Here is a 14,275-nt window from a genome sequence, read left to right as displayed (position 1 = left end):
TAAAGCAAAGTGAACAAGAAGCCTCTCGAACAAATCAAAAATGTGACGAATGTCACAGGATATCGCCAGGTCTCCCTCTGGAAACGCGAGGATCTGCAACACCCTCAGCCAGACGAGTTAGCCGAAGAAATTCCCGTCGCTCTGGTCTACAACGGTATCTCCCATGTGGTGATGATGGCCACGCCGAAAGACCTGGAGCAATTCGCCGTCGGCTTTTCCTTATCCGAAGGGATTATCGAGCATCGGCGGGAGATTTTCGGCATGGACGTGGTGTCGGTGTGCAATGGCCTTGAGGTACAGATTGAGCTCTCCAGCCGACGTTTTATGGGGCTCAAAGCCCGGCGTCGCGCGCTGGCCGGGCGCACCGGCTGCGGGGTATGCGGCGTCGAGCAGCTCAATGATATTGGTAAGCCAGTTCAGCCGCTACCGTTCACTCAGACGTTCGATCTAGCCAACCTCGACCACGCCCTGGCGCATCTTAACGACTTTCAACCGGTCGGCCGGCTCACCGGCTGTACCCATGCGGCTGCCTGGGTCAGGACGACTGGCGAGCTGGCGGGCGGTTTTGAAGACGTTGGCCGGCATGTCGCCCTGGATAAACTGCTGGGCCAGCGCGCGGAAATTGGCGAGGACTGGCAGCATGGCGCCGCGCTGGTCTCCAGCCGCGCCAGCTATGAAATGGTGCAGAAGGCCGCGATGTGCGGCGTCGAGATCCTGTTCGCGGTCTCGGCGGCCACCACCTTAGCGGTGGAAGTGGCCGAGCGCTGCAATCTGACGCTGGTGGGCTTTTGCAAGCCGGGCAGGGCGACAGTTTACACCCATCCGCAGCGTTTAATTGCGGGTTAAATATCGATCAATAAATTTGAACAATGACAGCAAATCCTTCCGCTTTTTGTTTAGCGATGTGCGGGCTACTATTTAACACATCAAGGCACGGCGCCTTATCTAAACAACTAAATGAAAGGGTTTATATCATGAAAAGCATCAAAACTTTTGTCGCAGTAATCGCACTGGCCGCTTCTTTTGGTTCATTCGCTGCTGAAACCGTGACTGCAACCGCTGCCACGATGGATGGTGCGGAAGCGAAAATCGCTGCTCAGGCGCAGGCTGCTGGCGCTTCGTCTTACAAAATTACCGAAGCCTTTACCGGCAACCGCGTGCATATGACTGCGGAACTGAACAAATAAGCATAAAGTTACTGTCGAAAGAGCGCCTTAGGGCGCTTTTTTTGTTTCGCTTCCCGCATCGGCGAAATTACCCGATATTCCCCTCTGCTACGAAAAAATGTGGCAGTAATCACGTTTCCGCTCTTTTCTTAAATCCCCATATTAACGGCAAAGGAAAGGTCTGCACGCCTGAATATCTCGATATTTTAACGCTATGAAATATAAAGATATTAAAAACAGAAAGCGATGGCGATCACCCTCTTTAAATGAGATGTTTATCACAGAAATAAGCATGTCACTGCTACTGTCAACCATTCACTGACGTAATTTAATACGCATTATGTGATCTTTATTGCAAATAGAAGGCTTGTACTCAGGGAAAAATGTTGTCAGGCAAATGAGCGAGGAAGCGTCATGAAAATTGGCATCGTTATTAGCGGCGGGGATGTTTCGGGAATGAATAATTTTATATTCCAGATAGCCAGGCAGGCTAATGCCGATATCACGCTGTTTAATGGCGGTATTCCAGGGCTACTGGAGAAAAGTCATCAGGATATGGCGTGGCGCGATCTGGTTGATTTCTCCATTACCGCGGTGCCGATCATTACCTCGGGGCGAACCAGTCGCAAACTGCAGCGCAGTGAATATGAAAGCATTGCTAAAAAACTTAAATCTCTGCGTATTGATGTGCTCATTATGGCCGGGGGGGATGGCAGCCTGCAGTTTCTGAATACCCTTAGTGAATTTGAGATTAATTGCTTTGGTGTTGGGATGACTATCGATAATGATGTGTATGGCAGTGATTATACGATTGGTTTTTCCACGGCCTGTGAGCAAATTATTAAAGAAGTCTCCCGTTTAAGAAATACCGGAAGAGCGCTGCCGGGTCGGGTTTTTATGGTTGAGATATTAGGAGGCTATTGTGGAGAACTAACGTTACAGTCCGCCATTAAATGTAATGCTGATATTGCCCTGATCCCGGAGGCACAGATGCCGCTGACCATGCTTGCGGAACGGATTACCCGTAAGCTGAGCACGCAAAATAGCGTCGTGATCCTCTGCTCAGAAGGCTATACCAAAGAGTACTCTCCCGGCTTTCAGGGGGCGATTGATACCATGATTAAACAGCTGGAACCACAAATAGGTGTCCGTATCCGTAAAACGATCGTCGGCTATGGTTTACGCAGCGGTGATCCAACCTGTGAAGAGATTTATCAGGGTACCATTATGGCCAGTGAAGTGGTTCGCTGTATTCAGTCAGGTATGAAAAATAAAGCCATAATAATTAATTCCAGTAACAAACCTATTCCGATTGATTTAGTCAGTATGAAAAAACGTCTGGTCGATACTGAAGGACATCATTATAAACTTGCCAAGCAACTCAATATTATTTGAGGAGACCCTCCATGCTGAAAATTTTATGCGTATGTGGCTGCGGCCTCGGTTCAAGCTTTGCCATTGAAATGACGGCGAAGGCAGTTTTAAAGAAGCTGGAAATTCCCGCTCATATTGAACACACCACCGTTTCCGAAGCTGGGGCCTTTAAATCGGATATGATTCTGACGCAAAAAACCTTTGCCGACATCTTAACCGCCGATGCCAGTGAAGAAGAAATTAAACGTGTCGTGGTATTGAATAAACTTACTGATAAAGAGGAGATTGAAACCAAGATCGTCGCATTCTTAAAAGAACGTCATCTGAAGGTGGCTGATTATGAATAGCTTCGTTGTGTTTATCGTTAAGGATTTACTCGGCCAGGCATCCATCCTTATTGCTTTTATTGCCATGCTTGGCCTGATCCTGCAAAAGAAATCGCCAGGCAAAACCGCGGAAGGGACATTTAAAACGCTGCTCGGTTTCTTAATTATGATGGCCGGGATAAACATCATTGTCGCCACCCTGACCTTCCTGAATGATATCTTCACCCAGGGGTTTGGCATGAAAGGCTACATTACCGATGTGGCCGCCATCGCCGGGTTAGCGAATCGGGAATTAGGTTCGGAAGTGGCGCTGACGCTGCTGGTGATCTTTGCCGTCAATATTATTATCGCCCGTCTGACGCCGCTGAAATATATTTTCCTGACCGGCCAGGCGCTACTGTGGATGGCGACAATTGGGGCTGTGATTGGCTATAAGTCCGGGCTCACTGGCGTACCGCTGATTTTAACCGGGGGTATCTTCGGCGGTGTGATGGCGGTCTTAATGCCGGCCCTGGCGCAGCCGGTGGTCAGGCGCATTACCGGGTCTGACGATGTGGCCCTGGGGCACTTCTGTACCATCGGCTATCTGGTGCAGGCTGCGGTCGCTAAAGTTGTCGGAAAAGGCTCTCGCTCCACGGAAGATCTCGAACTGCCTGATAACTTTAAGTTTCTGCAGGATACCTATCTGGCCATGGCGGTGGTGATGGTGCCGATGTATCTCATCCCGGCTATTGCGGCGGGGCCGCAGTACATCGCGCAATTCTCCGGCGGCATTAATTACCTGATGTATGCCTTCATGCAGTCCATTCAGTTTGTCGCCGGGGTCTTTGTCCTCTATAGCGGTGTGCGTTTATTACTCAATGAGCTGGTGCCGGCTTTTCGCGGTATCGCGATGCGTATTGTCCCGGATGCAAAGCCTGCTCTCGATTGCCCGGTGCTGTTTCCCTATGCGCCAAATGCGGTGATTGTCGGATTTCTGGCGACGACTGTCGGCTCGATTATCGGCATGCTGGTTTTCCCGATGTTCGGTCTGGCGATGATCCTCCCCGGGCTGTTAACCAACTTTTTCGCCGGCGGTACGGCAGGGGTATTTGGTAATGCGCTGGGCGGACGTCGCGGGGCGATGATCGGCGGGGTTATCCACGGTCTGTTTATCACTTTTCTGCCGGCTATTCTGGTGCCCATGCTGGAGAGCTACGGCTTTACGGGCGTCACCTTCAGCGATTCTGACGTCATCAGCTCCGGTCTGGTATTAGGCCACGCCTTCCAGAATAACTGGCTCTTTGTCGCCTTGTTTATTGTGTTTGTCGCCGCACTGGCATGGTTTGTAAACGGTAAATCCGCTAAGCCGAAAGGGGAAAATGTTCATGAGTCTGTATAATTTTAATGAGATTTTAAACATCGCTCAGGAAAGAAATTTTAAAGCGATTGGCTCGTTTAACTTGCACTGTATTGAGATGTTACCGGCTTTTTTCAAAGCCGCGCAAAACAGCCACAGCCCATTAATGATCCAAATATCAACCGGTACCGCAGAGTATCTGGGGTATCGGTTACTGGTCGATGTCGTGCGTTCATTAGCAGACAGTGAAAATATCCCGACCTGCCTGCACCTCGATCACTGCTCCGATATTAAAGCCATCGAGACGGCAATGAATGCGGGCTTTTCTTCGGTGATGTACGACGGGTCTCACTTAAGCCTCGAGGAAAATATCGGTAACACGCGGATTGTGGTGGAAATGGCCCGGCCGCGGAATATTACGGTAGAAGGTGAGCTGGGGGCGATCGGCGGGTCAGAGGATGGAAAAGCGGTGGCTGCCGAAGATATCTGTTTTACTACCGTCGACGACGCGAAACGTTTTGTGGAGGAGACGCAGGTCGATATGCTGGCCGTCTCGGTGGGCACTGTGCATGGCCTGTACACCGGTAAAGCGCAGATACAGCATGCGCGGCTGAAGGCGATAAGCGAAGCGACTGGCGTGCCGCTGGTGCTGCATGGCGGCACAGGCGTTAGTGACGACGATATGCGGCTGGCCGTCACTGAAGGGATTAATAAAGTGAACGTCGGAACGGAAATGAACGTGCAGTGGGTCGACCGCTGTAAATCAACGTTCGAGAAAGGAAAAGTAAATGACAGCGTACGGAAATTTTTAATTCCCGCCAACCAGGCAGTGACTGCCGTATTAATGGAAAAAATGGCGCTATTTAAATAGCGTTTTTACCGACACATATCTTTTGTTGCCCTGTCTTCCGCCAGGGAGGGAGCTTGCTATGTTTGAATCATTGAAAACGCTGTGGAAAAAAGAGCAAAACCCGCTGCAGGATTATGATCAACAGTCCCGTCAGCTGGCGGAAGAGATCGCCAGACTGGAAGGCGAATTACAGCGCCAGCCCGATAATAGCGACGTGCAAAAAACATTGATGTTGACTTACAACCGGGCATTATCGGTATATGCCAAGAGTAAGAGCCACCGGCAGGATATCGATGCGCTGTTTCTGCAGATTGATAATTTACGCAATATTATTCGTCGCAATATCTAGGAACAGAGAATGACCATAAAAGAACTGCTTATTGAGGCCGATGCCATTCAGGTTGGCGTTGTGGAATCCGACTGGCAGCGGGTAATAAAGTTGGCTGCCCGCCCGCTGGAGGCGAAAGGCTTTATTTCGGCGGAATATAGCCAGGCGGTGATCGATAATACCTTGAATCATGGCGCTTATTACGTTTTTGATGAAGGGATTGCCATCCCCCATGCCCGCCCCGAGTGCGGCGTCAGACGCAACTGCTTTAGCCTGGTGGTGCTGAAAAAGCCCATCCCGTTTGCGGACAGTGAAAAGGCGGACATTGTTATTATGTTTGGTGCCCGGGACAGCAATGCGCATATCGAGGAGGGCATCCGTTCCATCGTCGCGCTGCTGGATAACAATGACACCATGGCCAAACTGCGGACGGCCCGCAGCCGGGAGGAGGTCGTCGCATTACTATGAACAGACATCTGACCCCAGGCTGCAAAACGGCCATATTAATCAACGGCATTCCGGCGTCGGGGAAGAGCACCATCACCCGTTTGCTGGCGGAGACCTTTAGCCTGCCAGTGTTGACGATCGACGGCATCAAAGAGCCGTTTATGGCGCGCCTGGCCCCTGTCGACCGGCCGATGAATCGCCAGCTGGGCTGTGCGGCGTATGAGGTGATTTGGTCGATTGTCGGCGCGTCGCCTGCCAGCATGGTTTGGTTGATCGACGCCTGGTTCGGTTTTCAGCCGCGGGAGACCTTGCAGCGACTGCTACAGCAGGCGGGCGTGGAGCAGGTAATTGAGATCTGGAACCATATCACCCCGGAGCTGGCCGTCGCACGCTATGCCTCGCGGCTGGCGACGCGGCCGCCGGGCCACCCCGGCGAGGAGTATCTGCCGGAGCTGGCCCAGCTGGCCGGGCGGGCGCAGCCCATGTCTTTAGGGCCCGTATTGACGATAGACCAGCGGTATCCGCTGGAGATAAAACCGATTATTCACTGGCTTGAAGGCACGATCGCTGGAAAGCACGCCGGTTTGGCGGATTACGCTTACCCGCCCTAAGGCATACCCGCCAGGCGCAGCAGCGCGGTCACCACGGCGGCGGCGATAATCACGCCGATCAGCGGGACCTTGCGCCAGGCGAGGAACACGGCGACAGCCACACCCAGAACGCGCGCCATGCCGGCGAAATGCGCCCCTTCATAGAAGGTGGTGGCCAGGGCGACGGAAAAAAGCAGCACCGTCGCCGCATCGGAAAGCAGCGCCTGCGAGCGCTCGGAAAATGCCAGCCGATTGCCGAGCTTCGCGCCGCCGAGGCGCATCAGATAGGTTCCCAGCGACAGGATGGCGATACCGGCGATAAACAGCGTCATATTGCCCATTATTTTTTCCTCGACAGTAAACCAAACAGCGAAAGCAGCACCGGCAGCCCGGTGGGCACAAACGGTACGGCGGCAAGCGCCAGTGCGGCGCCGCTGGCGGCGCGGATCAGCGTAGTGCGGTTTTTAAAGGCCGGGATCACCAGCGCCAGCAGGATCGCCGGGAAGACCGCATCAAGCCCGATGGTTTCCGGCGCTGGCAGCAGTTTGCCGACGGCCGCGCCGGTTAGCGTGCCGAGGGGCCAGATCAGCGCGACGCCGGCGCCGCACAGCCAGTAGGCCGCTTTGCGCTGCGCAGGGGTGGGCTGCGACAAGCCAAAGACCACGCTCTCGTCGTTCATAATGTGGCACCCGATAAAGCTTAAGGCGCGCCGACCAACCAGTTCGCGCACGGTCACCCCGAACGGGATATGGCGCGCGTTGACTAACAGGCCAGCGGCAGCGGCGGCCAGTGGGCTACCGCCGCTGGCGATAATGCCGATAAACATGAATTCAGAAGCGCCTGCCAGCACGGACACCGAAAGCAAGAGCGGCACCCATAAAGGGAAGCCGTAAGCCACCGCCAGCGACCCATAGGACATGCCCACCACCCCGACGGCAAGGCAGACCAAAACGATCGCTTTTATCGTGTCTCCGCTGAGACTGGAGAGAGTTTGTTTCATATCATTTAGCCATATCGAACGAATTTCCATTATAATGAACACATAATAATCGTTTTTCAAGGCGAACGAATCGTTCGATATAAAAAACAAAGGGGCGGGTATGACACAGCCAATCAGCGTTATTGCCAAAAGCCTGGTGCGGGAGCGGGCGCGGACCGGTCTCTCGCTGGCGGAAGTCGCGCGTCGGGCGGGTATCGCAAAATCCACGCTATCGCAACTGGAGTCCGGCAACGGCAATCCGAGTCTGGAAACGCTGTGGTCGCTCTGCGTGGCGCTGGATATTCCATTTGCCAGGCTGCTTGAGCCGCAGGTGAACAAAACGCAGGTGATCCGCCGCGGCGAGGGGACCAAAGTGGTGGCAGAGCAGGCGAACTATCAGGCCATTTTGCTGGCCGCCTGTCCGCCCGGCGCGCGTCGGGACATCTATTTGCTGCTCACCCAGCCCGGCGCCGACCGCATTTCGCATCCGCATCCGCCAGGCTCGGTGGAACATATTATCGTCACCCAGGGGCGGGCGCGGGTAGGGCTAACGTCGGCGCCGGAAGAGCTCGGCGAGGGCGACTATATCTGCTACCCGGCGGATCAGGAGCATGTTTTTCAGGCGCTGGAGCCGGATACGCAGGCCCTGCTGATCGCTGAGCAAAACTGACATCGCGTCGGCGGGGGACGCGCGCTCGCTGGACGTCATAGCCATATTGCGGGAAACTAGCTTTCCTATGCGAAAACAGGGATTTTTATGTCGCTGAAAGCCATTGCCAAACAACTTGGGATCTCCGTCACGACCGTCAGCCGGGCGTTGAACGGCTACGACGATGTGTCGCAGGAGACCCGCGCCCGGGTTGAGGCTGAAGCGCAGCGCCGGGGCTATCGCCCCAACACTTTCGCCCGCCGTCTGAAAATGGGCACCATCGATGCCGTTGGTCTCGTCTTCCCTGTCCGCCCCGCGCCGCTCAACAATAACGTTTTTCTCGAGATGGTTGGGGAGATCAGCCATGAGCTGGCGCGCCATGACATTGATTTGTTGCTGATCGCCGATGATGAACAGTCGGATAAACATGGCTATATGCGCATGGTGCAGGGCCGTCGCGTCGACGCTTTAATCGTGGCCCATACCCTGGATGACGATCCGCGGTTGGCGCAGCTGCAGGACTCTGGCTTTCCGTTTCTGGCGCTCGGCCGTAGCCGCCTGGCGCAGCCCTACGCCTGGTTTGATTTCGATAACTATGCCGGCACCTGCCGCGCCACCCGCCATCTAATTCAACAGGGCCACCAGCGTATCGCGCTGTTGGGCGAGAACAACAATCAGGCGTTTATTTTGCAACGGCGTAACGGCTACCTCGATGCTCTGCGCGAGGCGGGGTTATCCGATGCGTGGCTGCGTAGCGTGCCGGCGACGCGCCGCGGCGGCTATCAGGCCACGCTGGAGCTGCTGCGTCTGCCGGAGCCGCCTACCGCGATCATCACCGACTGCAACACCCATGGCGATGGCGCCGCCATGGCGCTCGCCCATCTGGGCCGTTTAACCGGCGACAACCGCGTCGCCCTGGTGGTGTATGACGGGCTGCCGCAGGACAGCATCATAGAGACCGATGTCGCCGCGGTGATCCAGTCCACGCGCCAGGGCGTGGGGCGGCAGATTGCCGATATGGTCCGCCGCTTAATTGCTGGCGAGGATCTGGCCTCGCTGCAGGTGCTCTGGCAGCCCGAATTCATCCCCGGCGAAACTGCCTGACCTGACCCCTTTTTAACCCGTAATTCTGAAGCCGATCACGAATCCGAAACGTTTTGGTTGGCATCCGAAACGTTTCGGGTCAACAGTAAGACATTCCTTGTTATGGAGATGTCTGATGTCTGATTCGCTGATTCACCTGCAAAGTGCCGGTGCCGATGTTGTCATTAAAACTCGCCCTTTCGCCGAAATTGTCTACTGGGGGCCACATTTAAGCCACTTTTCACCGCAGGATGCCGACAGCCTGACGCGCCCGGTCGCCAACGGCAGACTGGATGTCGATTCGCCAGTGACCTTAATGGCGGAGCTGGGCCATGGCCTGTTTGGTGCGCCGGGCATTGAAGGCCATCGTCAGGGTCTGGATGCCTCTCCGCTGTTCACCACCAGCGAAGTGCGGCACGAGGGCCAGACGCTGACCCTGGTCAGCGAAGATCCACAGGCCGGCCTGCGTCTGCACAGCGAGATCGCGCTGGATGCCAGCGGCGTGCTGAGTGTGCGCCATGGCGTGACCAATCTGCGCGCCAGCCCATGGCAGGTGGATCGCCTGGCGGTCACATTGCCGGTCGCCGAACGCGCTCGCGAGGTGATGGCTTTCCATGGCCGCTGGATCCGCGAGTTTCAGCCTCACCGCCTGACGCTGGAGCACGACAGCTTTGTGCTGGAGAACCGCCGCGGGCGCACCTCTCACGAACATTTTCCGGCCCTGATCACCGGCAGCCGCGCCTTTAGCGAGATGCAGGGTGAAGTCTGGGGCGTACATCTGGCCTGGAGCGGTAACCATCGCCTGCGGGCAGAGGTGAAAACCGATGGCCGCCGCTATCTACAGGCCGAGGCGCTCTATCTGCCGGGTGAAATGGCGCTGGCGGAAGGGGAAACCTTGTGGACGCCGTACCTGTATGCCAGCTACTCGGCGAACGGGCTGAACGGCATGAGCCAGCAGTTCCATCGTTATCTGCGCGAACGGATTATTCGCTTCCCGGGCAACAAGCCGCGCCCGGTGCATCTCAACACCTGGGAGGGGATCTATTTCGACCACGACCCGGACTACATCATGCGTATGGCTGACGAGGCGGCGGCGCTGGGCGTCGAGCGCTTTATTATCGATGACGGCTGGTTTAAAGGGCGCAACGACGATTGGGCGGCGCTTGGGGACTGGTATCTCGATGAGAAAAAATACCCCTACGGCCTGACGCCGGTTATCGATCACGTGAAATCGCTGGGGATGGAATTCGGTATTTGGGTGGAGCCGGAAATGATTAACCCGGACTCCGATCTGTACCGGGCGCACCCGGACTGGGTGCTGGCGCTGCCGGGCTATACCCCGCTGACCGGCCGCCATCAGTTTGTCCTGAATCTCAACATTCCGGAAGCGTTTGATTATCTGCTGGAGCGGATGAGCTGGCTGCTGGGCGAGCACGCGGTGGACTACGTGAAGTGGGATATGAACCGCGAGCTGGTGCAGCCTGGGCATCAGGGACGCGCCGCCGCGGACGCGCAAACGCGCCAGTTCTACCGCCTGCTGGATACGCTGGTGGCCCGTTTCCCGCACATTGAATTTGAATCCTGCTCCTCCGGGGGCGGGCGGATCGATTATGAAGTCCTCAAGCGCAGCCATCGCTTCTGGGCGTCTGACAATAATGACGCCCTTGAGCGCAACACCATCCAGCGCGGCATGAGCTACTTCTTCCCGCCGGAGGTGATGGGCGCGCATATTGGCAATCGCCACTGTCATGCCACTTTCCGCCAGCACAGTATCGCCTTCCGCGGCCTGACGGCGCTGTTTGGTCATATGGGACTTGAGCTGGATCCGGTGAGCGCTGATGAAGAAGAGCGCGCCGGATACCGGAAATATGCGGCCCTGCATAAGCAGTGGCGCGACGTGATCCATCACGGCGTGCAGTGGCGGATGGATATGCCGGACGCCACCACTCTTGCCCATGGCGTCGTCAGCCCGGATAAAGCGCAGGCGATTTTCCTCATCAGCCAGCTGGCGATGCCGGACTACACCCTGATGGCGCCGCTGCGCCTGGCGGGGCTGGAGGCGAGCGCCCGCTATCAGGTGACGCTCCTCGATCATCCGAACATTCAGATAACCGGCGAGGGTGGCCACACCATGCGGAAGCTGCCGGCATGGATGACGACGCCGCAGACGGTGAGCGGTGAGTGGCTACAGCAGGCGGGGCTGGCGCTGCCCATCCTCGACCCGGAAAGCGCCATTCTGATTGGCCTGCAACGCGTGTGATGGTATCGGGCCGCGTCGCGGCCCTTCTTGAGGAAAATATAATGAACCCGACCGTCTGTACCCACAAAAACAACCCCAACTTCTGGATTTTCGGGCTGTTCTTCTTTCTCTACTTCTTCATCATGGCCACCTGCTTTCCGTTTCTGCCGATCTGGCTGTCGGACGTCATCGGCCTGAATAAAACCGAAACCGGCCTCGTTTTCTCCAGCCTGTCGCTGTTCGCCATCTGTTTCCAGCCGGTCCTCGGGGTGATCTCTGACAAGCTGGGGCTGAAAAAACACCTGATGTGGATCGTGACTGTTCTGCTGGTGCTGATTGCTCCCTTCTTCCTCTATGTTTTCGCTCCGCTGCTGAAAACCAACATCTGGCTCGGGGCGCTGAGCGGCGGCGCCTATATCGGCTTTGTATTCTCCGCAGGCGCCGGCGCGATGGAGGCCTATATCGAACGGGTAAGCCGCAACAGCGGGTTTGAATACGGCAAGGCGCGCACCTTTGGCTGTCTGGGATGGGCGCTGTGCGCGACCACCGCCGGAATGCTGTTCAGCATTAATCCCGAATGGGTGTTCTGGATGGGGTCGGCCGCCGCGCTGCTGTTGGTGGTGCTGGTGGCCATCGCCAAACCGCAGGCCAGTCAGTCCGCGCAGGTGATGGATTCGCTCGGCGCCAATCGCCCGGCGATCGATTTAAAAACGGCGGTGCGCATGTTCCGCCAGCGTAAGATGTGGATGTTTATTCTGTATGTCATCGGCGTGGCCTGCGTGTATGACGTTTTTGATCAGCAGTTCGCCACCTTTTTTAAATCGTTCTTCGCGACCCCGGAAGCGGGCACCCGCGCCTTTGGTTTCGCCACCACCGCGGGAGAAATATGTAACGCCATCATTATGTTCAGCTCGCCGTGGATTATTAACCGCATCGGGGCGAAGAATACCCTGCTGATCGCCGGGATGGTGATGGCGGCAAGAATGATTGGCTCTTCCTTCGCCACTACGGCCGCGGAAGTCATAGCGTTGAAAATGCTCCATGCGCTGGAGGTGCCGTTCCTGCTGGTGGGCGCCTTTAAATACATTACCGGTGTGTTTGATGTCCGGCTGTCGGCGACCATTTACCTGGTGGGCTTCCAGTTCGCCAAGCAGGTGGCGGCGATCTTCCTCTCCGCCTTCGCCGGCAATATGTACGATCGGATCGGCTTTCAGGATACCTATATGATCCTCGGCGGTATTGCCCTGACGGTTACCTTAATCTCCGCGTTTACGTTAGCGGGTAAGGCGAAAACCGAGCCGCTTCGGGATAATGCGATGACCGTTTAATCGACCGGCCTCCCGTCTGGAGGGAGGCCGGTTATTTTCACGCCAGATAAAACACTTCTTTGAGCTCCGCGCTCAGCGGGCTGTTGTCCGGGTTGCTGGGCATCACCTCGCGCATGTATTTCCACCAGCGCTGGCATACTTCCGTGCTGGCGACCGCTTCCCAGCGGGCTTCCGACTCAATCTCCACCGTCGCGAACAGGAGATGGCGTTCTTTATCGAGATAAATGGCGTAGTGGTGCGCGCCGTGCGCTTTCAGCACTGCTTCCAGCTCTGGCCAGATGGGGTTATGGCGGCGCTGGTACTCCTCGTGCGCGTCGGGGTTCACCTGCATGACGAAGGCTTTACGGATCATAAGGCCTCCAGATAGAGCTCGCGAACCTCATCGCGGCTGGCGGGGCGCGGGTTACACGGCGCGCAAGGGTCGGCCAGCGCTTTATCCAGCCAGCCTTCGATATCGGCTTTGCTGACGCCAAGCTGGCTGAAGCCCTGGGGGATCCCCACGCGTTTGCTCAGCACGCGGATGGCGTTGATGGCCTCCATGCTGGCAGCTTCATCGCTCATGCCGCGGGTATCGACGCCCATCGCCTGCGCCACGCGGGCGAAGCGCGCCACCGCGTTCGGGCGGTTAAAGTTTTCGATGATCGGCAGCAGGATGGCGTTGCACACCCCGTGCGGCAGGTTGTGGGTGGCGCCAGGCTGATGGGCCAGGGCGTGTACCAGCCCGAGACCGGCGCTGTTGAACGCCATGCCCGCCAGGTATTGGCCAAACGCCATCTGCTCGCGGGCCTGCAGATCGTGCCCATCGTCTACCGCTTTCGGCAGCCACAGGTTAATCAGGCGAATGGCCTCAAGGGCGTTGGCGTCGGTCAGGGGATGGGCGCCAACGGAGACAAAGGCCTCGATGGCGTGGGTCAGGGCGTCCATGCCGGTGGCGGCGGTAACGGCTGGCGGGATGTCGAGCATCACACTGGCGTCGTCGACGGCGATATCCGGGATCAGGTTCGGGTCGATAATCACCTCTTTTACCTGCCGCTCGCTATCGATAATCACGGCGTTGCTGGTCATCTCCGCCGCCGTGCCGGCGGTGGTGTTGATGGCCACCAGCGGCACGCCAGCGTTTTTCACTTTGCCGACGCCGGAGTAGGCTGTGGAGGGACCAGGGTTGGCGGTGAGGATTTTTATCGCCTTGGCGGTATCAATCGGGCTACCGCCGCCGAAGGCGATCAGGTAATCGCAGCGGGCCGCCTGGTAAGCCGCGTAGCCTTGCTGCACCAGCGCTTCGGTGGGGTTGGGGAACACCTCGTCAAATAGCTGATAAGCCATCTGCTGTTCATCCAGCGCGGAAAACAGACTGTCCAGCAGGCCCAGCTTCACCAGTTGACCGTCGGTGACGATCAGCGCCTTGCCCCACTGCTTACCGGCCACCAGTTTAACCATATCACCGATAGCGCCTGCGCCGTGGAGGCTGATTTTAGGTAGTGCCAACATAAAACTCATGATAATTCTCCTTAATGTTGATTTTGGAAAATCCGTTTCCCCTCACCCCAGCCCTCTCCCGCAGGGAGAGGGGGAAAACC

17 protein-coding genes are annotated in these 14,275 nt (G+C 56.6%); 13 read left to right on the top strand and 4 right to left on the bottom strand.

Annotated elements, in window-relative coordinates; all coding sequences use genetic code 11:
- The first annotated feature begins 9 nt into the window (after positions 1-9).
- From fdhD to AC3EMD_RS27010, 9 genes are all read left to right on the top strand, one after another.
- Positions 10-846: a formate dehydrogenase accessory sulfurtransferase FdhD gene (gene fdhD, locus AC3EMD_RS27050; protein WP_012969233.1), complete on the top strand. Its 837-nt coding sequence runs from the start codon at positions 10-12 to the stop codon at positions 844-846.
- A 128-nt stretch (positions 847-974) separates the two neighbouring features.
- Positions 975-1,187, top strand: a complete 213-nt coding sequence (locus tag AC3EMD_RS27045; RefSeq protein ID WP_004127125.1) for a YdgH/BhsA/McbA-like domain containing protein — start codon at positions 975-977, stop codon at positions 1,185-1,187.
- A 393-nt stretch (positions 1,188-1,580) separates the two neighbouring features.
- Positions 1,581-2,561, top strand: a complete 981-nt coding sequence (locus AC3EMD_RS27040) for a 6-phosphofructokinase (RefSeq protein ID WP_032731538.1) — start codon at positions 1,581-1,583, stop codon at positions 2,559-2,561.
- Between the two features lie 11 nt (positions 2,562-2,572).
- Complete coding sequence (locus AC3EMD_RS27035) at positions 2,573-2,887, top strand: PTS sugar transporter subunit IIB (protein WP_004151864.1); 315 nt, start codon at positions 2,573-2,575, stop codon at positions 2,885-2,887.
- Positions 2,880-4,247 (top strand): PTS sugar transporter subunit IIC, encoded by a 1,368-nt coding sequence (locus tag AC3EMD_RS27030; protein WP_049156676.1) that lies wholly within the window; start codon positions 2,880-2,882, stop codon positions 4,245-4,247. Before AC3EMD_RS27035 ends, AC3EMD_RS27030 begins: the two co-directional genes overlap by 8 nt.
- The gene (locus AC3EMD_RS27025) at positions 4,234-5,076 is read left to right on the top strand and encodes a class II fructose-bisphosphate aldolase (RefSeq protein ID WP_302073864.1); all 843 of its coding nucleotides are present in this window, start codon (positions 4,234-4,236) and stop codon (positions 5,074-5,076) included. The genes AC3EMD_RS27030 and AC3EMD_RS27025 overlap by 14 nt, the downstream gene beginning before the upstream one ends.
- A gap of 58 nt (positions 5,077-5,134) precedes the next feature.
- Positions 5,135-5,404: a hypothetical protein gene (locus AC3EMD_RS27020; RefSeq protein WP_002882858.1), complete on the top strand. Its 270-nt coding sequence runs from the start codon at positions 5,135-5,137 to the stop codon at positions 5,402-5,404.
- Between the two features lie 9 nt (positions 5,405-5,413).
- Positions 5,414-5,851 (top strand): PTS sugar transporter subunit IIA, encoded by a 438-nt coding sequence (locus tag AC3EMD_RS27015; RefSeq protein WP_008807895.1) that lies wholly within the window; start codon positions 5,414-5,416, stop codon positions 5,849-5,851.
- Positions 5,848-6,441 (top strand): P-loop nucleotide/nucleoside kinase family protein, encoded by a 594-nt coding sequence (locus tag AC3EMD_RS27010; protein WP_008807894.1) that lies wholly within the window; start codon positions 5,848-5,850, stop codon positions 6,439-6,441. The genes AC3EMD_RS27015 and AC3EMD_RS27010 overlap by 4 nt, the downstream gene beginning before the upstream one ends.
- Here the strand turns inward: AC3EMD_RS27010 and AC3EMD_RS27005 are convergent.
- Both AC3EMD_RS27005 and AC3EMD_RS27000 read right to left on the bottom strand, forming a co-directional pair.
- Positions 6,438-6,761 carry an AzlD domain-containing protein gene (locus AC3EMD_RS27005; RefSeq protein ID WP_008807893.1) on the bottom strand — a complete coding sequence of 108 codons (324 nt, stop codon included), beginning with the start codon at positions 6,759-6,761 and terminating at the stop codon, positions 6,438-6,440. The genes AC3EMD_RS27010 and AC3EMD_RS27005 overlap by 4 nt on opposite strands.
- Positions 6,761-7,420, bottom strand: a complete 660-nt coding sequence (locus AC3EMD_RS27000) for an AzlC family ABC transporter permease (RefSeq protein WP_008807892.1) — start codon at positions 7,418-7,420, stop codon at positions 6,761-6,763. Before AC3EMD_RS27000 ends, AC3EMD_RS27005 begins: the two co-directional genes overlap by 1 nt.
- A gap of 100 nt (positions 7,421-7,520) precedes the next feature.
- Here AC3EMD_RS27000 and AC3EMD_RS26995 point away from each other — a divergent pair, with 100 nt between their 5' ends.
- The 4 genes from AC3EMD_RS26995 (at position 7,521) to AC3EMD_RS26980 (ending at position 12,698) form a co-directional block, all read left to right on the top strand.
- Positions 7,521-8,069, top strand: a complete 549-nt coding sequence (locus tag AC3EMD_RS26995) for a helix-turn-helix domain-containing protein (RefSeq protein WP_002882865.1) — start codon at positions 7,521-7,523, stop codon at positions 8,067-8,069.
- 87 nt (positions 8,070-8,156) lie between these two features.
- Positions 8,157-9,152: a substrate-binding domain-containing protein gene (locus AC3EMD_RS26990; protein WP_038421943.1), complete on the top strand. Its 996-nt coding sequence runs from the start codon at positions 8,157-8,159 to the stop codon at positions 9,150-9,152.
- A 115-nt stretch (positions 9,153-9,267) separates the two neighbouring features.
- Positions 9,268-11,391 (top strand): alpha-galactosidase, encoded by a 2,124-nt coding sequence (locus tag AC3EMD_RS26985; RefSeq protein WP_064170663.1) that lies wholly within the window; start codon positions 9,268-9,270, stop codon positions 11,389-11,391.
- Between the two features lie 41 nt (positions 11,392-11,432).
- Positions 11,433-12,698: an MFS transporter gene (locus tag AC3EMD_RS26980; protein ID WP_023323425.1), complete on the top strand. Its 1,266-nt coding sequence runs from the start codon at positions 11,433-11,435 to the stop codon at positions 12,696-12,698.
- A 37-nt stretch (positions 12,699-12,735) separates the two neighbouring features.
- On the opposite strand, the gene rhaM is transcribed toward AC3EMD_RS26980, so the two are convergent.
- Positions 12,736-13,050 (bottom strand): L-rhamnose mutarotase, encoded by a 315-nt coding sequence (rhaM, locus tag AC3EMD_RS26975; protein ID WP_004181618.1) that lies wholly within the window; start codon positions 13,048-13,050, stop codon positions 12,736-12,738.
- On the bottom strand, positions 13,047-14,195 hold the full coding sequence (gene fucO / locus AC3EMD_RS26970; RefSeq protein ID WP_302073863.1) for a lactaldehyde reductase: 1,149 nt from the start codon (positions 14,193-14,195) through the stop codon (positions 13,047-13,049). The genes rhaM and fucO overlap by 4 nt, the downstream gene beginning before the upstream one ends.
- Positions 14,196-14,275: the final 80 nt, after the last annotated feature.

This window comes from Klebsiella sp. PK18, from assembly GCF_057784655.1.
Note: the sequence above shows the minus strand (reverse complement) of the source record. Positions and strands in the feature narration are given on the sequence as shown.